Annotated in this window: 16 protein-coding genes and 1 tRNA gene; 4 read left to right on the plus strand and 13 right to left on the minus strand. The window is 70.5% G+C overall.

All coding sequences use genetic code 11. From position 1 onward, the window contains the following. Nucleotides 1-336 precede the first annotated feature (336 nt). Nucleotides 337-1,203, plus strand: a complete 867-nt coding sequence (locus AC0B61_RS20560) for a helix-turn-helix domain-containing protein (RefSeq protein ID WP_471742136.1) — start codon at nt 337-339, stop codon at nt 1,201-1,203. 66 nt (nt 1,204-1,269) lie between these two features. Continuing rightward, nucleotides 1,270-2,727 carry an aldehyde dehydrogenase family protein gene (locus AC0B61_RS20565; RefSeq protein WP_471742137.1) on the plus strand — a complete coding sequence of 486 codons (1,458 nt, stop codon included), beginning with the start codon at nt 1,270-1,272 and terminating at the stop codon, nt 2,725-2,727. A 40-nt stretch (nt 2,728-2,767) separates the two neighbouring features. Here the strand turns inward: AC0B61_RS20565 and AC0B61_RS20570 are convergent, their stop codons facing one another. The 6 genes from AC0B61_RS20570 to AC0B61_RS20595 all read right to left on the minus strand — a co-directional run bounded on the left by AC0B61_RS20570 (nt 2,768) and on the right by AC0B61_RS20595 (nt 10,467). Further along, nucleotides 2,768-3,712, minus strand: coding sequence for an AraC family transcriptional regulator (locus tag AC0B61_RS20570; RefSeq protein ID WP_471742138.1), 945 nt, complete (start codon nt 3,710-3,712; stop codon nt 2,768-2,770). Between the two features lie 38 nt (nt 3,713-3,750). Then, the gene (locus AC0B61_RS20575) at nt 3,751-4,677 is read right to left on the minus strand and encodes an NADP-dependent oxidoreductase (RefSeq protein ID WP_471742139.1); all 927 of its coding nucleotides are present in this window, start codon (nt 4,675-4,677) and stop codon (nt 3,751-3,753) included. 419 nt (nt 4,678-5,096) lie between these two features. After that, a complete protein-coding gene (locus AC0B61_RS20580; RefSeq protein WP_471742140.1) occupies nt 5,097-6,932 on the minus strand; it encodes a bifunctional metallophosphatase/5'-nucleotidase in 1,836 nt (611 codons plus the stop codon). Between the two features lie 250 nt (nt 6,933-7,182). Beyond that, a complete protein-coding gene (locus AC0B61_RS20585) occupies nt 7,183-7,749 on the minus strand; it encodes a hypothetical protein (protein ID WP_471742141.1) in 567 nt (188 codons plus the stop codon). Next, nucleotides 7,736-9,388, minus strand: coding sequence for a VWA domain-containing protein (locus tag AC0B61_RS20590; RefSeq protein ID WP_471742142.1), 1,653 nt, complete (start codon nt 9,386-9,388; stop codon nt 7,736-7,738). Before AC0B61_RS20590 ends, AC0B61_RS20585 begins: the two co-directional genes overlap by 14 nt. Continuing rightward, the gene (locus tag AC0B61_RS20595; protein ID WP_471742143.1) at nt 9,385-10,467 is read right to left on the minus strand and encodes a hypothetical protein; all 1,083 of its coding nucleotides are present in this window, start codon (nt 10,465-10,467) and stop codon (nt 9,385-9,387) included. The genes AC0B61_RS20590 and AC0B61_RS20595 overlap by 4 nt, the downstream gene beginning before the upstream one ends. A 376-nt stretch (nt 10,468-10,843) precedes the next feature. On the opposite strand from AC0B61_RS20595, the gene pyk reads away from it, so the two are divergent. Continuing rightward, nucleotides 10,844-12,274 (plus strand): pyruvate kinase, encoded by a 1,431-nt coding sequence (pyk, locus tag AC0B61_RS20600; RefSeq protein ID WP_471742144.1) that lies wholly within the window; start codon nt 10,844-10,846, stop codon nt 12,272-12,274. A 41-nt stretch (nt 12,275-12,315) separates the two neighbouring features. On the opposite strand, the gene AC0B61_RS20605 is transcribed toward pyk, so the two are convergent. Together AC0B61_RS20605 and AC0B61_RS20610 are read right to left on the minus strand one after the other, a co-directional pair. Continuing rightward, nucleotides 12,316-13,089, minus strand: a complete 774-nt coding sequence (locus AC0B61_RS20605) for a transcriptional regulator (RefSeq protein ID WP_471742145.1) — start codon at nt 13,087-13,089, stop codon at nt 12,316-12,318. A gap of 119 nt (nt 13,090-13,208) precedes the next feature. Continuing rightward, a tRNA-Leu gene (locus AC0B61_RS20610) sits at nt 13,209-13,283 on the minus strand. 66 nt (nt 13,284-13,349) lie between these two features. On the opposite strand from AC0B61_RS20610, the gene AC0B61_RS20615 reads away from it, so the two are divergent. Beyond that, nucleotides 13,350-14,045 (plus strand): ANTAR domain-containing response regulator, encoded by a 696-nt coding sequence (locus AC0B61_RS20615; RefSeq protein WP_471742146.1) that lies wholly within the window; start codon nt 13,350-13,352, stop codon nt 14,043-14,045. Nucleotides 14,046-14,122: 77 nt separating this feature from the next. Here AC0B61_RS20615 and AC0B61_RS20620 read toward each other — a convergent pair whose 3' ends face one another. The 5 genes from AC0B61_RS20620 to AC0B61_RS20640 all read right to left on the minus strand — a co-directional run bounded on the left by AC0B61_RS20620 (nt 14,123) and on the right by AC0B61_RS20640 (nt 19,951). Beyond that, on the minus strand, nt 14,123-14,839 hold the full coding sequence (locus tag AC0B61_RS20620; RefSeq protein WP_471742147.1) for an ABC transporter ATP-binding protein: 717 nt from the start codon (nt 14,837-14,839) through the stop codon (nt 14,123-14,125). After that, entirely contained in the window at nt 14,836-15,657 is an 822-nt protein-coding gene (locus tag AC0B61_RS20625; protein ID WP_471742192.1) for an ABC transporter ATP-binding protein, read from the minus strand. The genes AC0B61_RS20620 and AC0B61_RS20625 overlap by 4 nt, the downstream gene beginning before the upstream one ends. Before the next feature lie 8 nt (nt 15,658-15,665). Continuing rightward, on the minus strand, nt 15,666-17,597 hold the full coding sequence (locus tag AC0B61_RS20630; protein ID WP_471742148.1) for a branched-chain amino acid ABC transporter permease: 1,932 nt from the start codon (nt 17,595-17,597) through the stop codon (nt 15,666-15,668). 5 nt (nt 17,598-17,602) lie between these two features. Continuing rightward, nucleotides 17,603-18,532 carry a branched-chain amino acid ABC transporter permease gene (locus AC0B61_RS20635; RefSeq protein WP_471742149.1) on the minus strand — a complete coding sequence of 310 codons (930 nt, stop codon included), beginning with the start codon at nt 18,530-18,532 and terminating at the stop codon, nt 17,603-17,605. A 186-nt stretch (nt 18,533-18,718) separates the two neighbouring features. After that, on the minus strand, nt 18,719-19,951 hold the full coding sequence (locus AC0B61_RS20640) for a branched-chain amino acid ABC transporter substrate-binding protein (protein ID WP_471742150.1): 1,233 nt from the start codon (nt 19,949-19,951) through the stop codon (nt 18,719-18,721). Nucleotides 19,952-20,084: the final 133 nt, after the last annotated feature.

Consider the following 20,084-nt stretch of genomic DNA (forward strand, 5'->3'; position numbering starts at 1 on the left):
ATCGCCGGGAGCTCAACCCGCTGCCCCCGCCAGAGTCGCCGGGCCAACGCGGTCTCCTGGCGCCTGCCCTCTTCCCCGACCAGTTGGAGGGCGGGCGCCGTCGCGTTTCCCGGGGTACGGGGAGGTCTTCGGGCGGGAAGGTTCGCCGGGGAGGTCTCGTCGGGGGCAGAGGGCGCGGCTCCCGGTACGCCGCCCGCGCGCCGAGCCGGCTCACAGCCGACGCACAGGCTTCTCACAGCGGCCGGAATGCGACCCGGACGGACTGTTGTTCGTCGGTGCCAGGTGGCAGACTGCCGCGGACGGCCGGGGGGCTGCGCGAGTGCGGAGGTTACTTCGATGGGCACGACTCAGGCAGGCGGGAGCGCGACAGTACGGCGCCTGCTGCTCGGCAACCAACTGCGCAAGCTCCGCGAGGCCCGAGGCGTCAGCCGGGAGGAAGCCGGCTACTCGATCCGCGCCTCGGAATCCAAGATCAGCCGGATGGAGCTCGGCCGCGTCGGCTTCAAGGAGCGCGACGTCGCCGACCTGCTGACCCTCTACGGCATCGACGCCGAGCAGGAACGGGCCACCGTCCTCGGACTGGTCCGCGACGCCAACGCCAACTCCTGGTGGCACGAGTACGGCGACGTGCTGCCCGGCTGGTTCCAGAACTACCTCGGCCTGGAAGAGGCCGCCGCCGAGATCCACAGCTACGAGGTCCAGTTCGTCCACGGCCTGCTGCAGACCGCCGACTACGCCCGGGCCGTCATCACCGCCGGCTGCCACGACCACGGCGCCGACGAGATCGAACGCCGGGTCGACGTCCGACTCCGACGTCAGGCGGTCCTCACCGCAGAACACGCCCCCCGACTGGTCGCCGTCCTGGACGAGGCCGCGCTGCGCCGCCCCTGGGGCGGCCCCGAGCTGATGCGCGGCCAACTGGACCGGCTCCTCGACCTCGGCGAACTGCCCAACGTCCGGCTGCAGGTGCTGCCGCTCGGCAACGCCGGACTGAGCGCCGAGAGCGGCGCCTTCACCGTCCTGGGCTTCGCCGAACCCGAACTCTCCGACGTCGTCTACCTGGAGCAGTTCACCACCGCGCTCTACCTCGACAAGCCCGCCGAGGTCGCCGAGTACGGGCAGGCCATGGCCGACCTGCTCGCCGACAGCCTGGACCCGGCCCGCACCAGGGACCTGCTGCACGCCCTACGCCAGGAGCTGTGACACGTCAGTACGATGATGTTCCATCAGATCGTGGTGCATGAAACCGTGGTGCATGAGAGGGAACAGATGTCGTACTTCTCCGAGTTGGCGCTGCAGTACATCGACGGCCAGTGGTGCAGCGGCAGCGGCTCCTGGGACATCGTCGACGTCGACCCCTACACCGGTGACAAACTCGCCACCATCACCGTCGCCACCACCGCCGAGGTCGACCGCGCCTACCGCGCCGCCGAGCACGCCCAGAAGGGATGGATCGCCACCGACCCCTACCGGCGGCGGCTGGTCTTCGAACGCGCGCTGCGCCTGCTGGAGGAGCGCGAGCCGGAGATCGTCCAGGCGGTCATGACCGAGCTCGGCGGCACCGCGCTCAAGGCCGGCTTCGAACTCTCGCTCGTCAAGGACGTGCTGCGGGAGTGCCTGCACCTGTCGGTGGCCGCCGAGGGCCGGCTGCTGCCCTCGCCGGTCCCCGGCAAGGAGAACCGGCTCTACCGGCTGCCGGTCGGCGTGGTCGGCGTGATCAGCCCGTTCAACTTCCCGCTGTTCCTGGCGCTCAAGGCCGTCGCCCCCGCACTCGCCCTCGGCAACGGCGTGGTGCTCAAGCCGCACCAGGAGACCCCGGTGGTCGGCGGCGGCCTGATCGCCAAGCTCTTCGAGGACGCGGGCCTGCCCCCCGGCCTGCTGAACGTCGTGATCACCGACATCGCCGAGATCGGCGACAGCTTCATCGAGCACCCGGTGCCCAAGGTGATCTCCTTCACCGGCTCCGACAAGGTCGGCCGGCACGTCGCCACCGTCGCCGCCGCCCACTTCAAGCGCACGGTCCTGGAACTCGGCGGCAACAGCGCGCTGATCGTGCTGGACGACGCCGACGTCGACTACGCCGTGGAGGCGGCGGTGTTCAGCCGCTTCGTCCACCAGGGCCAGGTCTGCATGGCCGCCAACCGGATCCTGGTGGACCGCGGCGTCGAGGCCGAGTTCACCGAGAAGTTCGTCGCCAAGGTCGCCTCGCTCACCGTCGGCGACCCGAAGGACCCGGCCACCCACATCGGCCCGCTGATCAACCCCGTCCAGGCCGACACGCTCTCCACCCAGGTCGACCAGGCCATCGCCGCCGGCGCCACCGCCCTGCTGCGCGGCACCACCACCGGCAGCCTGATGGCGCCGACCGTGCTCACCGGCCTCCCGCGGGACGCGCCGATCCTGCGCAGCGAACTGTTCGGCCCGGTGGCCCTGGTGGTGCCCTTCGACGGCGAGGACGAGGCCGTACGGATCGCCAACGACACGCCGTTCGGGCTCAGCGGCGCGGTGCACACCGCCGACCTCGAACGCGGGGTGCGGTTCGCCCGGCGGATCGAGACCGGCATGATCCACGTCAACGGCGGCACCATCGCGGACGAGCCGGGGGTGCCGTTCGGCGGGGAGAAGAACTCCGGCGTCGGGCGGCTCAACGGCGAGTCCACGGTGGACGCCTTCACCACGCTGAAGTGGATCTCGGTGCAGCACGGGCGGGCGGCGTTCCCGTTCTAGCGCCTACGGGGCCGGGGCCCATGCGTCCAGGACGGGTGGGTCAGGCGGCGCGGGCCTCCCGGCGGTAGCCGCCGGGGGCCTGGCCGAACTCCCGCTTGAACGCCTTCGCGAAGGCGTACTCCGAGCCGTAGCCGGTCCGCGCCGCGACCGCGGTCAGCGGCGCCTCCGACTCGCGCAGCAGCCGGGCCGCCGTGGTCATCCGCCAGCGGGTCAGGTACGCCATCGGCGGCTCGCCCACCATCGAGGTGAAGCGGCGGGCGAAGGCGGCCCGGGACAGGCCCGCCCGGTCCGCCAGCGACTCCACCGTCCACGGGGTGGCCGGCGCCTCGTGGATCGCCGCCAGGGCCGGGGCGACCGCGCCGTCCCGGAGCGCCGCCGCCCACCCGGCGGTCGCCTCCGCGGGCTGGTCCTCGAACCAGGCCCGCAGGATGTACAGCAGCAGCGAGTCGATCAGGGCCGGGACGATACCGGTCGAGCCGATCCGCGGGTTCTCCAGCTCGGTGCCCAACAACTGCACGGCGGCGGCGAGTTCGGGGTGGCGGCCGTGCCGGGTCGGCAGGTGGATCAGGGCCGGCAGCTGGCGGACCACCGGGTGCGGGCGGCCCTGGTCCAGGTGGTAGTTGCCGCACAGCAGACTGGTGCGGGCACCGTCGCCGCCCACCGCCATGGTGCCGACCGGCGAGGCGTCGTACACCCGGCAGGAGTGCGAGTCCACCGGCGGGGTGTCCGGATGGTCGGCCAGGACGTGGCCGCCGCCATCCCGCAGGAAGACGATGTCGCCGGGGCTGAGCGGCACCGGCTCGTGCCGCTCGGCCCCGTCCCCCGTGCCCAGCGGGAGCAGCCAGCAGGTGCCGTACAGCACCACGTGGAAGCCGGCGCCGAGCACCGGGGGCAGGCGCAGGGCCCACGGGGCGCGGCCCTCCGTGCGGACGGAGGACGGGTACGCCGTCCGCATCGAGCCCAGTGCCTCGGTCAGGATGTCCAACTCCCCGCCCCTCTCCTGCTTCCCGTGTGCTGCCCGGTTCAGTCGACGGTGAGGACGACCTTGCCCTGGACGGTACCGGAGCCCACCACCTCGTGGGCCGCGCCGGCCTCCGCCAGCGGGAACGTCCGCTCGACGTGCGGGCGGACCAGGCCCTCGTCCACCAGCGCGGCGATCGCCTCCAGCGCGGCGTAGTCCGGCTCGACGGAGATGCCCGCGAAGCGGCGCCCGGCGGCCTCGACCGCGGCGGCGAGCTCCTGGTCGCGGTGCTCCATGATGCTCACCAGCACGCCGCCGGGCTTCAGCACCTCCAGCGCGCGGGTGCCCTCGGAGGAGGAGTCGAAGACGACGTCGACGTCCTTGACGGCCTGGGTGTAGTCGGTGGTGCGGTAGTCGACGACCTCGTCCGCGCCGAGCTCCTTCAGGAAGGCGTGCCTGGGCTCGCTCGCCAGCGCGATCACGTACGCCCCACGGGCCTTGGCGATCTGCACGGCGAGGTGGCCGACGCCGCCCGCCGCGCGGTGGATCAGCACCCGCTGCCCCTCGCCGATCCGCGCCACGTCCACCAGGCCCTGCCAGGCGGTCAGCGCGGCCAGCGGCAGCGCGGCGGCCGCCACGTGGTCGATCGAGGCGGGCTTGCGGGCCAGTTGGCGGGACGGCGAGGCCACGTACTCGGCGTAGCCGCCCGCGGCGCGGGGGAAGAACGGCATCCCGTACACCTCCTCGCCCACCCGGTACCGGGCGCCGGGCGCGGCCTCCTCGACCACCCCGGAGACGTCCCAGCCCAGCGTGAACGGCGGCTCGCCCAGCAGGGGGAACCAGCCCGCCCGCACCGCCACGTCCACCGGGTTCACCCCGGCGGCCTTCACCCGCACCAGCACCTCGCCGCTCAGCAGCTCCGGGCGCTCGACCTCGGCGACCTCCAGGACCTCCGGCCCGCCGAACTCCCGCTGCACTACTGCGCGCATCGCACTCACTCCCTGTCCGGTAACACCGGCCCCCCGTGGGGCCGTTCGTGATGCCTCAACGATAGGGAGGGCGGGTGAGCGGATGAATATCCTCCAGTCTTCTCCGGATGTCCGATCGTCTCGATGGGTGAGCGGTTCGGCTCGGGTAGCGGAGGAGTTCGCCGGTGGCGAGTTCGAAGTCGAAGGGGGCCGGGATCGGCACGCGGTCACCGGAACCTGCCGTTCCACCGCCGGTGGTCACGGACCTTGCCGACCAGGTCGTTCTCCGGGTTGGACGGGGAGACGATCTCCACCGCGATCGCCGCCTGTTCGGCGGGGACCTCGTTGCCGCCGGACTCGATCTTTCACCGCGCGCGGATGCGGCGAGGCGCCGCCGGGCGGACGGGCCCGGCGGCGCCTCGGGGGAAGGGCCGTGCCGGTCAGAAGACCGGCTGGCCGGCGCGGACCAGGCGCCAGGAGTCGGTGAAGAAGTCGGCGGGGTCGATGACGCCCTTGGCCTTCACCCAGGCGATCATCGTGTTGCGGATCTCGTCGGAGTTCGACCAGACCAGCTTGGCGTTGGCCACGTGCGGGAAGTTGCCGCCGCCGTTGGCACGGTAGTTGTTGACGGCCAGGACGAACTGGGCGGCCGGGTCGATCGGCTTGCCCTGGAAGGACAGGTTGACGATCCGCAGGCCCTTCGGCTGCGCGATGTCGATGTCGTAGCTCAGGCCGTAGAGCGAGTCGTAGTTGTAGTCCGGGGTGGTCTCGGCGCCGGTCAGGGCGTCCTTGTCGACCGGCGCACCCGGGGCGAGCTGGTTGTAGTACTTCGCCGAGAACTCCAGGTAGTCCTTCAGCTGGGCACCCGTCAGGATGCGGGCCTCCAGGGTGTTCTCGTAGATGTACAGGCCGGCGGCGTCGCGCAGCTTGACCTGGCCGGACGGGATCAGGGCGGTGCGGTTGAACGGGGCGGCCTGGGCCAGCACCGGCAGGTTCGCGTACTGGCCGCCCGCCAGCGCCGCCTTGACCGCGTCGGCCTGGACCCGGCCGATCAGGTCGATGATCGGGGTGGCCTTGAAGCGGGCGTCGGCGATCGACAGCTCGATCTTGCTGGTGCCGATGTTCTGGTTGACGTACGCGACGACCTTCCTGTGCTGCTCGGTGATCGCGTCGGTGATCTCCGGGTTCTCCGGCACGGTGTTGGAGTTCAGCACCCGCGAGGAGACCGAGGTGACCTTCCAGGCGCCGTTGGCGAACTCGACCTCGAAGTCGAAGCAGCTCAGCCGCTGGCCCCAGCACAGCGGCTCGGACAGCACGACCGTCTTACCGGTCTTCTTGTTGACGATCAGGCGCTGCGGCACCTCCTTGTGGGTGTGGCCCACCAGCACCGCGTCGATGTCCGGGACGGTCTCCGCCATCTCGCCCGAGGCGTCCTCGGGCCAGGGCAGCTGGTCGCCGTAGGTGGTCTGCTCGTCGATGCCGGAGTGCGCCGAGACCACGATGACGTCCGCGCCGGCCGCCTTCATCCGCGGCACGTACTTGGCGGCGGTCTCCACGATGCCCGGGAAGACCATCTGGCCGCTGACGTTGGCCTTGTCCCAGATCGCGATGCCCGGGTTGGTGAGGCCGAGGATGCCGACCTTGAGCGGCTTGCCCTCGCCCAGGTGCAGCTCCTTGATCACGTACGGCGGGAAGGCCGGCTTCTCGTTCTTCGCGTGCAGCGCGTTGGCGCCCAGCAGCGGGAACTCCAGCTGGTCCTCGAAGGCCTTGACGGTCGGGATGCCGTAGTTGAACTCGTGGTTGCCGAGCGCGGCCGCGTCGTACTCCATGAGGTTCATGGCGACGGCCATCGGGTGGTCCGGCACGGTGTCGCCGTCGGTGGCGATCGGCTCGATCCGGGCGTAGTAGTAGGTCAGCTGGGTGCCCTGGATGATGTCGCCGGAGTCGATCAGCAGGCAGCGGTCCCAGCCCTTCTCCTCGCGCACCTGGTTGGCCAGGGTGGAGATCTTGGCGAGGCCGACCGCGTTGTGGGCCTTGTCGACGTACTGGGCGTCGGTGAAGTAGTCCCAGTCGAGCACCCGGCCGTGCAGGTCCGTGGTGCCCATGACGGTGAAGGCCTGCTTGCGCGGCTTGCGCTGCCGGCCCTGAGCGGCCGCCGTGTCCGGCTCGGCGGCCGCGGCGGAGGGGGCGGCGGCGACGGCGGCACCGCTCACCAGGGCGGCACCGGCGGCGGTGGCGGCGGACCGGGTGACGAAGTCACGGCGGTTCAGGGGCATGGACGACTCTCCCGGGTGGGAACGACGGCAGATGGGCCGTCAACTGGCTGTTCTCGGAGTGTGAGGGTGCGCCTCTGCGTCGACGCGCGTAGAAGGACGCGCGTAGAAGTGTGCCGTGCGGGCGGGGTCGCTGAATAGCCCCCGGACCTGTCCAAGAGGTGAGATCTTGGCGACTCGTTCGTGACGACGTCGGGCGGGGACGGGTGGTGGGGCTGTCGGGTGGCGGGGGGCTACCGGGTGGCGCGCGGGTTCAGGCCAGCTCGGCGCCGAGCCTGCCCACCTCGCGGCCCAGCTCGGCCGCCGGATCCGGCGCGTCCGGGCCCGCCCACGGCTGCCACGTCCGCGCCCGCAGGTAGCCGGCCACCGCCACCGGCAGCCGGTGCCGGACGATCAGCTCCGCCACCGGGCCGGGGCCGGCCGCGCGCAGCGCCGCCAGCAGGCCGTCCACGCCGGCATCGGGCGGCAGGGGCACGGTGTCCAGGTAGGCGGCCAGCGCCGCCAGCTCCGGATCGGGGTCGGGCAGCGATTCAGGCGCCGGAGCCGGAGTTGACTCGGGTTCGGGTTCGGGTTCGGGCTCCGGTGACGGCGGCTCGGTGCCCAGCAGCTGGCCCGACCGCCGAGGCGGCCCGGCCGCCGGGCCGGGCGTCAACAGCGCGCCCACCCCGTACAGCCCCGCCACCACACCGGGCCACCAGGCCCCGCCCAACCCCGCGAAGTGCAGCCCCAGGCCGATCGCGCCGCCCGCGCAGCCGACCAGGTTCCGGGCCGACTCCAGGTACCGCAACGCCCGTCGCCCCGGCCCGTCACTGGTAGCCACGGATCTCCTCGAACGCCCCGTCCAGCGAACCCGAACCGTCGAACAGCTTGCCGCCGCTGAGGTCCGCGACCCCCTGCAACTGGTTCACCGCCGCCTCACCGAACTTGATCGGGAACACCGGCACGGCCTTCTCCCAGGCCGGCAGCGCGTCGTGGAACCGCTTGAAGTCGGCGTCCGACGCACCCGCGTTGCTCTCCCCGTCGGTCATCAGCACGATCGACGTGAACCGGTCGTCCTTCGCCGCCGCCTGCCGGCGCTCGATCACCCGGTACGCCTCCTCCAGCGAGTCGTACAGCGCCGTCCCGCCCGTCGCCGACAGCGACTGCACGTCCGCGTCGATCGCCGCCAACTCCGCCTGCGGGCCCGGCTGACTGCCTGACGGCGGCACCGCGTGCGTCCGGGCCCACTTCACCGAGGACGCGAACGAGACCAGGGTGACCTCCTCACGGTCCCGGAAGCGGCGCACCGCCCGGGTGTCGTCCGCCCCGGTCAGCCGGCCCAGCGCGTTCTTCAGCGCCGCGAGCCGCGCACCCTCCATCGAACCCGAGGTGTCCAGCACGTACACCGTCCGGGACGGGCGGCGCAGCTCGTTCTGGTACGAGGCCAACAGGCCGTCCGCGACCGCCCGGGTGCCCGGGAACGGCAGCTCCGGCCGGCGGTCCGAGGGCAGCCCCGCGGCCGGCGCCACGCCCGCGGTCGCCGGGCGGCGCAGCGTCACCTCGGAGATGCGCTTCTGCACCTCGTCCTTGAGCAGGTACGAGGTCAGCCGCTGGAAGGCGTCACGCTGCTCCGGCGCTGCGGAGGACAGCAGGGACAGCGGGTAGTCCGCCGACACCACGCCGTCCAGCGGCCGCACCACCGTCAGCTGCTGCTGCGGCGGCAGCGTCCGGTTCAGCGACAGCAGCACCGACTCGTAGTTCACCAGCGCGCCCACCAGGCCCGACTCGGCCCGGGCGTACGACTGCGCCAGCCAGCCCGAGGAGCCGGACGTCAGCTTCTGCCCGGTGAAGAACTGCTTCAGCTGCGGCGTCGCCTTCTGCACGTCCGCCTCCGACAGCGCCGCGTCCGCCTTGGAGAACGCCGACGCGACCGCCACCAGGGTGGAGAACCCGGAGTTGGAACGCGACGGATCGGCCATCCCGTACGACAGCCTGCCGGCCGCGGCGGCATCGCCGACCTGCGCCCAGGTGACCTTCGAACCGTCGCCCCAGCCCAGGTCCCCGAGGACCGAGGAGCGCACCCCGACCGCCACCGGCGAGACCATCACCGGGGTCTCCGACAACACCTTCGACTTCCCCACCGGATCCAGCCGCAGATACTGGTTGGACGGGAACCACACGGCGTCGTACTTGCCGTCCGCCCGGCCCGACGACACCGCGTCCGCACCGTCCAGCGTGCCCGTCCAAGCGAACTGCACGGTCACCCCGGTGGCCTTCCGGGCGTCCTCCAGGACCGGCGCCAGGTCCTGCAGTTCACTGCCGGCCAGGACGCGCAGCACCCCCGGCCGGGCGGTCTCGGCGGGCGGGTCGGTGGGCTTCGGCCCGGAGCGGTCGCCACCGGAGCTGCAGGCGGTCACCACCACGAGCACGGCCGCCAGGGCGGCGACCAGCCGGCTTCGGCGCTTGGTCCGGAGGCTCACTTCGGGTTCCCCTTCGCCGCGTTGGTCAGCTTGAGCAGGTTGTCCAGCGAGGGCAGCGTGGCCTGCTTGAACCCGGCGTTCCGCAGGTCGTGCGCGAACGCCGGCTTCCTGTCCTTCACCAGGCTCCAGAAGGCCTCCTGGTCGGCCTGCGGGCGCAGGCCGAACCGGGCCTCCAGCGTGCGCAGCACCGCGTCGTTCTCCAGCAGATCGGCCAGCTTGCGGCCGCCCTCCGTCCGGGCCACCAGGGTGTGGTCCGACTGGACCGTGGTGTCCGGGTACATCACCACCATGTCCCCGGTCGCCCGGCCCTGCAGCGGCAGCGCGGCGGCCTGCGACTCGTACGCGAAGACCATGTTGCCGACGCCCGCGAAGAAGTCCCGGAACGGCTCGTCGCTGCTGATCTTCTGCATGCCCTGCAGCCGGTTCGAGGCGGCCAGGACGTCCCGGACGGCGTTGACCCCCGCGTCGTCCGACACCACCTGGTTGCCGTTCGCGAGGTACGCCAGCAGCGCCACGTACATCGCACCCGACGACGAACTCTCCGGATCCGTCGTGGAAACGTACAGCGCGCCCGCCAACTCCGGTTGCGCGGCGGCGCCCTGGAGGTCCTTCCACTTCAGGCCGCTCCTCAGCGCGTCCACGTACCTGTCCATCCGGAACGTCCAGACGCCCTTGGCGTCCACGTCCGCCAACTGGTTCTGCTTCAGGACCAGCGCCGTCGACTCGTGCGTCACGATCACCAGCGGGGAGTAGAACGGCACCAGCGGCGAGTCCTGCAGCTCCCAGTTACGCTGGATCTCCCGGGCCGGCGCGGCACTCGCCGGGAAGGCGAAGTCCAGCCCCTTGGTGTTCTTCGCCTGCTCGCTCATCGTCCAGGAACCGGTCGAGTCCGCCCGGACCGCCAGGCCCCGCTTCCTCAACTCGGCCTTCACGTCCGGATTCTCGAAGAAGTCGCGCTTCTCCGACCCGATCAGGCCGGTGACCGTGACCACCTCGGGCCCCTTGTCGTCAGGGATCAGCGCAAAGGCCACCCCACCCAGCAGAGCCAGGGCCGCCACCACCCCCAGAGCGCGTCTCATGCCGAACGCCTCCCCTTCGTAGGCGACTTCACCCGCCTCGCCCACGTCGTCTACGTCGTCCGGGTGGTTGCCCGGAACGGCCGGGCCGTCACCCCGGGGTGACGAGCGTCCCGCCGGGCGGGGAGCGGCACCGGAAGCCCCGGTGAACCAGAGGTGAACAGCCCTTCACGGAATCGCATCGACGGGCGGCCGGGAGGCCGTCGGCAGGGAGCCGGCGGACGGGAGAGTGGCGAGGGGCGCGGAGCGGGGCGCGGAACGGCGCTCGCACACCGATCCGAGGGCACGTCAGATTGTTCAACTCGCCTTACGCCAAAGGTCATCCCGCAGTCCGGACCCGCGTCGAGGTTACGCGCCGGTAATGCCTAGTCTCAGCACTATGCGCCGAGCAAAAATCGTCTGTACCCTCGGGCCCGCCACCGACTCGTACGACCAGATCAAATCCCTGGTCGACGCCGGGATGGACATCGCCCGATTCAACCTCAGCCACGGCACCCACGCCGAGCACGAAGAACGCTACCGCCGCGTCCGCAAAGCCGCCGACGAGACCGGCCGCAGCGTCGGCATCCTCGCCGACCTTCAAGGCCCGAAGATCCGCCTCGACACCTTCGCCCACGGGCCGGTACTTCTCGAACGCGGCGACGAGTTCACCATCTCCACCGACAGCGGCGTCGTCGGAGACAAGGACACCTGCGGAACCACCTACCCCGGACTCGCCGGCGACGTCAGCCGCGGCGAACGCATCCTCGTCGACGACGGCCGGGTCACCCTGGAAGTCACCGAGGTCGACGGGCCGCACGTACGGTGCCTCGTCATCGAAGGCGGCCTCGTCTCCGACCACAAGGGCCTCAACCTCCCCGGCATCGCCGTCTCCGTCCCCGCACTCAGCGACAAGGACGTCGCCGACCTGCGATGGGCACTGCGCACCGGAGCCGACCTGATCGCCCTCTCCTTCGTCCGCAGCGGACGCGACATCGAGGACGTCCACCGGATCATGGCCGAGGAAGGCCGGTACGTCCCGGTCATCGCCAAGATCGAGAAGCCGCAGGCGGTCGACAACCTCGAATCCGTCGTCGACGCCTTCGACGGCATCATGGTGGCCCGCGGCGACCTGGGCGTGGAGATGCCCCTCGAACAGGTCCCGCTCGTCCAGAAGCGCGCCATCAAACTCGCCCGGCGCAACGCCAAGCCGGTCATCGTCGCCACCCAGATGCTCGACTCGATGATCAACGCCTCCCGGCCGACCCGCGCCGAAGCCTCCGACGTCGCCAACGCCGTCCTTGACGGGACCGACGCCGTGATGCTCTCCGGCGAGACCTCGGTCGGCAAGTACCCGGTCGAGACGGTCAAGACCATGGCCCGCATCATCGAAGCCGCCGAGAACGACATCCTGGCGGCCGGCCTGCCCCCGCTGACCACCGGCAGCAAGCCGCGCACCCAAGGCGGCGCCGTCGCCCGCGCAGCCGCCGAGATCGGCGACTTCCTGCACGCCAAGTACCTCATCGCCTTCACCCAATCCGGCGACACCGCCCGCCGGTTGACCCGCTACCGCTCACCCATCCCGGTGCTCGCCTTCACCTACGAGCCGCCGGTACGCAGCCAACTCGCCCTCACCTGGGGCGTGGAGACCTTCCTCGGCCCGTTCGCCCCGACGACCGACCAGATGGTCGAACAGGTCGACGCCGCACTGCTGTCCCTCGGCCGCTGCCAGAAGGGCGACATCGTCATCATCACCGCCGGATCACCCCCCGGCCTCGCCGGCTCCACCAACCTCGTCCGCGTCCACCACGTGGGGACGCTGGACGCCTGACGCTCCTCGGTGGCGCGGCCTCGCCGAAGGCCGCGCCGCAGTCAGTACTTGGGGCCGATGTGGGCGTCCATCAGGGCCACGGAGTCCTTGCGGGCGACGGAGATGTTGAAGCCGCCGTTGGACCGGGAGCCGTGCTTCCACTGGACACCGACGGCGTCGAGGGTGTCGGTGAAGAGGCCGATGATGTCGGTCGAGGTGTTGGTGAAGAAGTACCGCGGGTACTCGTAGCGCTTCCGGATGCCCGCTACCGCCCGGGTCGTCCAATTGGTGATGCGGCAGCCGTCGGAGTGGATCAGGCCGCGCAGGAACTCCCAGGGGTGGGCGTCGACGATCTCCTGCTGCCAGGGTTCCAAGGAAATCGGCCGGAGGTGCTTCGGGCCGGGGCCGTGCCGGGGGAAGACGCAGGGCCAGTGCTTGCTGGTGCTGACGACACCGGTGCAACCGGGCGCTCGGACACGGTGGACCTTGTTGTGTGGCATGACGGCAGAAACGGCGCGCTCGCACTCGTCGATGAGACCGGGCCAGGCGTCACAGCAGGCGATGCGGAGGGCGTAGACCCTGCGGCGGCCCTCACTGATGCAGCCGTCGCCGAGATAGAGACCGAGCAGGTAGGCGTAGGCGGCGCGCGGGCATGAGGGGTCGAGCCGGCCGTTCCGGATCGGGCATTCAGCGGTCATGCGTGGGCTTGGTACGGCACCCAAAGCCCAGTCGCGGATCGCAAATCGGGATATTCCGGTTGCGCGGCTGACTTGGCTGATGGTCAGCCCGGAGGCGTGGAGTTCCAGGGCCCGTCGGCGAATGGCCATGTCGTACATGTGGGGGAGATTGCACGATCGGATTGTCGTCCGCATGCAAACCAGGCGATCGTCAGTCGATCGAGTGAAGATTGCCAACCGCTGTCTTGCTGTTTGGATCCTTCGATTCGAAGGAAAAGTGCCCCGAGTGGGATTCGAACCCACACTTTATGGTGTTTGAGACCATTGCCTCATGCCAATTGGGCTATCGGGGCCTACGAATCGAAGGCGCCTGCCTTCGCGTCGTACCTCAAACATACCGTGTCTAGGTACCCTCGTGCATGCAGTACCCCGCCGGAACTAGGAGCCCAGTGAGCACCGCCGACGAGCAGGCACAGCCGCTTGAGACCGATACGCCCCAGATCACCCGGATCGTGATCGCCGAGGACGAGGCGCTGATCCGCCTCGACCTCAAGGAGATGCTCGAAGAGGAGGGGTACACCGTCGTCGGCGAAGCGGGGGACGGGGCGACGGCGGTGAAGCTCGTGGAGGAGCTGAAGCCGGACCTGGCGATCTTCGACGTGAAGATGCCGGTGCTGGACGGGCTGTCCGCCGCTGAGCAGATCCACGAGAAGCACCTGGCGCCGGTCCTGATGCTGACGGCGTTCTCGCAGCGGGAGCTGGTGGACCGGGCGCGGGACGCGGGGGCGATGGCGTACATCGTCAAGCCGTTCTCGAAGGCGGACCTGGTGCCGGCGATCGAGATGGCGGTGTCGCGGCACACCGAGATGCGGGCGTTGGAGAAGGAGATCGGGGATCTCACCCAGCGGCTGGAGACCCGGAAGCTGGTGGACCGGGCGAAGGGTGTGCTGCAGACGAAGTTCGGGCTGAACGAGCCTGCCGCGTTCCGGTGGATCCAGAAGACGTCGATGGACCGGCGGATGACGATGGCCGCGGTGGCCGAGGCGGTCATCGAGGAGGGCGAGGCCCAGGACCGCAAGAAGGCGGACGAGGGCTCGTCGGAGAAGTCGGAGTAGCCGGCGTAGTCCGAGTGAGCGGAGACGGGAAGGGCCCGGCAGATCGACGTCTGCCGGGCCCCTTCGCGTGTGCGAGCTCAGTCCTCGCCGAGGTAGGCCTTGCGGACGGACTCGTCGTGGAGGAGGTCGGCGCCGGTGCCGGAGAGGGCGATGCGGCCGGTTTCCATGACGTAGCCCTGGTCGGACAGGGACAGCGCCGCCTGGGCGTTCTGTTCGACCAGGAGGATGGTGGTGCCGGAGGCCTTCAGTTCGATGATGGTGGCCATGATCTTCTGCATCATGAGGGGCGAGAGGCCCATGGAGGGCTCGTCCAGCATGAGGAGTTTGGGCTGGGACATCAGGGCCCGGCCCATGGCGAGCATCTGCTGTTCGCCGCCGGACAGCGTTCCCGCGGCCTGCTTGCGCCGTTCGCCGAGGATGGGGAACAGGCCGTAGGCGCGTTCGACGTCGGCGGCGATGCCGGCGGTGTCGGTGCGCAGGAAGGCGCCGAGGAGGAGGTTCTCCTCGATGGTCATGCGGGGGAAGATGTGCCGGCCTTCGGGGGAGTGGGCGAGGCCGAGGGCGACGATCTTGTGGGCGGGGACGGTGGAGAGGTCCCGGCCGTCGAAGGTGATGCGTCCGGCGGTGGGCTTGAGGAGGCCGGACAGGGTGCGCAGGGTGGTGGTCTTGCCGGCGCCGTTGGTGCCGATGAGGGTGGTGACCTCGCCCTGTTCGACGGTGAAGCTGATGCCCTTGACGGCTTCGATCTTGCCGTAGGCGACGCGGAGGTCCTCGACCTCGAGGAGTGCGGTCACTGGTCGGTCTCCGTAACGTTCTCCGGGGCGGCCGGGGTGGTGTCTTCGAGCGGGGCGCCGAGGTACGCCGTGATGACGCGTTCGTCGTTCTGGACGGTTGCGCGGTCGCCTTCGACGATCTTCTGGCCCTGGACGAGTACGGCGGTGCGGTCGCAGAGGTTGAAGATGAAGCGCATGTCGTGCTCGATGACGAGGATGGAGACGCCCTTGTCGCGGATGGCGAAGACGAGTTCCTCGGCGGCGCGGGTCTCCTGGGGGTTCATGCCGGCGGTGGGTTCGTCGAGGAGCAGGAGGCCGGGGTCGGAGGCGAGGGCGCGGGCGATCTCCAGTTTGCGTTGTTCGCCGTACGGGAGGTTGCGGGCGAGGTGGTCGGCCTTGTCGGCGAGGCCGGTGAACTCGAGGAGTTCCATGGCCTTCTCGCGGCTCTCGGCTTCGGCGCGGTGGTAGCGGGGGCCGCGGAGGATGGCGGCGAAGATGCCTTCCTTGGTGCGGGTGTGCCGGCCGACGAGGACGTTTTCGAGGACGGTCATGTTGGCGAAGAGCCGGATGTTCTGGAAGGTGCGGGCGATGCCGGCCTGGGTGACGAGGTGGGGTTTGGGCGGCAGCAGGACGTCGCGGAAGCGGACGGCGCCTTCGGTGGGGACGTAGAGGCCGGTGAGGCAGTTGAAGAAGGTGGTCTTGCCGGCGCCGTTGGGGCCGATGAGGCCGATGATCTCGCCCTCGCGGACGGTGAGGGAGACGTCGTTGACGGCGGTGAGGCCGCCGAAGCGCATGGTGACGCCGGTGACTTCGAGCAGGGGCTTGGCGGTGGTGGTCATCGGGTCGGTCACGCCCCTGCCTTGGTGAGTGCGGTCGGCTCGCCGGTGGGCTGGGCCGGGATGGCGGCCTCGTGGAACTCCAACTGGCGGCGCCGGTTGGGGATCAGGCCTTCGGGGCGGACACGCATGAGGATGATGAGGGCGGCGCCGAAGGCGAGGAGCTGGTAGTCGGCGAGGAACTCGAGCTTCTTCGGGATGAGGAAGAGCAGGGTGGCGCCGGCCAGCGGGCCGCTGATGGTGCCCATGCCGCCGAGGATGACGGCGGCGAGCAGGAAGGCGGAGTTGGGCGGGAGGGCTTCGGCGAAGGTGTACTGGTCGGGGGTGACGGTGTAGCTGACGTGGGCCTGGACGGTGCCGGCGAGGCCGGCGAGGCAGGCGCCGAGGGCGAAGGCGAGGAGCTTGAGGCGGAAGCCGTTGATGCCCATGGCTTCGGCGGCGGTCTCGTCCTCGCGGATGGCGACCCAGGCGCGGCCGATGCGGGAGTTGCCGACGCGGGCGAAGACCAGCACGACGAGGGCGGTGACCAGGAGCATCAGCAGGTAGTAGTTGGAGAAGCGGCCCAGTTCGATGCCGGCGACGGTGTGGGGCTTGCCGAGGTCGAAGCCGAGGATCTGCAGGTCGGGGATCCGGGGGATGCCGTTGGAGCCGTTGGTGACCTTGGGGCCGGTGGTGCCGTTGAGGTTGAGCATGGTGATGCGGAAGATCTCGCCGAAGCCGAGGGTGACGATGGCGAGGTAGTCGCCGCGCAGCCGCAGGGTGGGGGCGCCGATCAGGACGCCGAAGACCATGGAGACGGCGGCGCCGGTGAGCATCGCGGCCCAGAACGGGAACTGGACGTGGATGGGCGAGGCGGGGGAGCCGGAGACCAGGGCGGCGGCGTAGGCGCCGACGCCGAGGAAGGCGACGTACCCGAGGTCGAGCAGGCCGGCCAGGCCGACGACGATGTTGAGGCCGAGGGCGACGGTGGCGAAGATCAGGATGTTGGTGGCGACGGAGGTGTACTGGTCGCTGTTCTGGGTGAAGGGGAAGCTGGCGGCGGCGGCGAAGGCGGCGCCGGTGGTGACGGGGCGGTGCTTGACGGTCAGTGCGCGCAGCCGGGCGATCAGGCCGGACCTGGTGAGGGCGGCGACGGCCAGGGCGGTGAACAGCAGGCAGCCGGTGAAGAGTTCGCCGTACTCGGTGTCGATGCCGAAGGTGATCGCGAAGAGGCCGAGCCCGAAGGCGACGACGATGGTCAGGACCTCGACCCAGGAGGGGAGGTGCCGGGGCGCGGGCACCGGGCGGTCGATCCGGCCCAGGCGCAGCCAGGTGTTGGCGAGGTGGCCGAGCTGGAGGAGGAGGACGGCGCCGGTGGCGATGGCGAGGCCGGCGGCGAGGGCGGTCAGGACGGGGGCGACGGGCTGGTCGTCGGGGATGGCGTGGGTGCCGAACCAGACCAGGGGGGCGGCCGGGACGAGCAGGAACAGGCGCTTGTCGACGATGCGCAGGGGGACGGCGGTGCGGCGGTCGAGGGGGAGGCCGAGGGCGCCGAGGATGGTGATCAGGCCGCCGGCGGCGAGGACCCAGCCGCCGGGTTCGAGGTTGGCGAGGCCGCCGAGCTCGGTGGCGATGGAGGCGACCGAGTAGACGCTGACGGCGAGGGCGCCGGTGGCGGCGAGGAGGACGGCGTTGTTGCTGCCGGTGGGGGCGGCCCAGCGCAGGCCGGGGAGGCCCTGGGTGGCGAGGAGGAGGACGAGGGTGAGGATGCCGGCGGCGAGGGCGAGCCACTGGAGGCCGGCCGGGGAGCCGTAGTAGGTGAGGTCGCCGGGGTAGTCGGAGGTCCAGGTCCAGGACATGGCGGCGGAGGCGGCGGTGGTGAGGGCGCCGAGGCCGGTGAGGGCGGTGGCGGCGCGGGCCGGGAGGGCGATGACCGGGGTCGTTTCGGTGCTGGTGGTGGTCATGGTGGTCACGCCCTGTCCGCGACGCGCTCGCCGAGCAGCCCTTGGGGCCGGACGAGGAGCACGAGGATGAGGAGTACGAAGGCCCAGACGTCCTTCCAGGCACCGCCGCCGAAGAGGTGCATGCCGGGCAGGTGCTGGATGTAGCCGGTGGCGAGGGCTTCGGCGAGGCCGAGGGCGAGGCCGCCGAGCATGGCGCCGTAGATGTTGCCGATGCCGCCGAGGACGGCGGCGGTGAAGGCCTTGAGGCCGAGGATGAAGCCCATCCGGAAGTCGACCTGGCCGCTGCGCAGGCCGTAGGCGACGGCGGCGACGGCGGCGAACGCGGCGCCGATGGCGAAGGCCATGACGATGATGCGGTCGGTGTCGATGCCCATCAGCTTGGCGGTGTCGGGGTCCTGGCTGGTGGCCTGCATGGCGCGGCCGGAGCGCGTGCGGGTGACGAACCAGCCGAGGGCGAGCATGCAGAGCGGGGCGGCGATGATCAGGAAGAGGTCGCTGCGCTGGATGGTGACGGAGCCGAGGCTGAAGGGGTCGCCGGGGATCTTGGGGAAGACCCGGGCCTTCTTGGCGTCGGGGTAGAAGGAGAAGACGAGCTGCTGCAGGAGGATGGACAGCCCGATCGCGGTGATCAGCGGCGCGAGGCGGGGGGCGTTGCGCAGGGGGCGGTAGGCGAACCGCTCGGCGGCGACGGCGGTGAGGGTGGAGACCAGGATGCCGGCGATCAGCATCAGCGGTAGGGCCAGCCAGAGGGTGGTGCCGCCGGGGAGGGCGAGGTAGGCGGTCAGGGCGCCGAAGCCGCCGACCATGACGATCTCGCCGTGGGCGAAGTTGATGAGCTGGACGATGCCGTAGACCATCGTGTAGCCGATCGCGACGAGTCCGTAGAGGGCGCCGAGGATCAGGCCGTTGGCCAGCTGCTGCGGTAGGTCGTGCACCGCTGGGCCTCCGTAGTGCGTTCGGGGTGTCCGCGTGGGTGGTGGATGTGGGGGCGCGCGGGGGCACTCGTGGCGCCCCCGCGCGTTGTGGTGGTGAAGTGGAGCCGGAGTTGCCCGTGGTGACTGGGCATCAGTTGCTAAAGATTGGTGACCCGGCGTCAGCCGTCGAGGGCTGGTGCCTGGGCGTCAGCCGTTGAAGGTGCCGGTCTTCTCCACGTCCCACTTGCCGTCCTTGACGGCGTAGACGGTGAGCTGCTTGTTGGTGGTGTCACCGAACTCGTCGAAGGAGACCTTGCCGGTCACGCCGTCGAAGGAGACCTTCTGGACGGCGTCGACGACGGCGGCGCGGGGGTCGGCGGGGAGCTTGCCGCTGTTGGCGGCGGCGACGGACTTGACGGCCTGGACGATGGCCCAGCTGCTGTCGTAGGAGTAGCCGCCGTAGGTCTCGTAGGGGTCCTTGTAGCCGGCGGCCTTGTAGTCGGCGATGAACTTGGCGGCGGTGGGGAGCTGTTCGACGGGGCCGCCGACGGCGGTGGCGAGGTCGCCGGTGCTCTTGGGGTTGAGCTTGATGAAGTCGGCGCTCTGCATGCCGTCACCGCCCATCAGCGGGATGTTGACGCCGGCGTCCTTGAGCTGCAGGGAGAGCGGGCCGGCGGCGGGGTACTCACCGCCGTAGTAGACGGCTTCGGCGCCGGAGGTCTTGACCTTGGTGACGATGGCGGCGAAGTCGCGGTCGTCGGGGTTGACGTGCTCCTCGCCGACGATGGTGCCGCCCTGCTTGGTGAACTCGGCCTTGAAGGTGGCCGCGAGGCCGGCGCCGTAGGTCTTCTGGTCGTCGATGAGGAAGACCTTGGACTTCTTGGCGTCCTTGGCGAGGTACTGGGCGGCGAACGGGCCCTGGACGGCGTCGGTGGTGGCGGTGCGGAAGTAGGTCTTGAAGGGGCGCTTCTTCTCGCCGCTGACCCACTTCTCGCCCTGGCTGAGGGCGACGCCGGTGTTGGCGGGGGAGATCTCGACGAGGTTGGCGTCGGCGAAGATCTGCTGCATCGACTGGGCGACGCTGGAGTTGAGGGGGCCGACGACGCCGACGACGCTCTTGTCGCCGACGAGCTGGGTGGCGTTCTGCTGGCCGGGGCCGGGCTTGGCGGTGTCGTCCAGGGCCTTGATCTGGAACTTGACGCCGGGGACCTCGTTCGTCTCGTTGGCCTTCTTGACCGCGAGTTCGACGGAGTTGCGGATGCCGATGCCGATGGCGGAGAGGTCGCCGGTGAGCGGGGCGTCGATGCCGATGGTGACGGTGGAGCCGCCGCCGCTGCCGCCGCCGTCGGCGGACTTCTTGTCACCGCGGGAGCCGCAGGCGCTGAGGCTGAGGGCGGCGATCACGGCAATGCTGACGACAGCTGCTGAACGATGACGCACGAGGGGTCCCCTTAGGTTCAGGATGCGCCCGCGCCGGAGTGGCGGGAGCCGCAGTGCGCGGAGGGCTGGGCCCGGTCGAATGGCGCGGTGACTGGCCGTGACTCTAGATGCCGTTGGGCGGCTCGGGCAGTGG

It is taken from the genome of Kitasatospora sp. NPDC023385 (assembly GCF_055664045.1).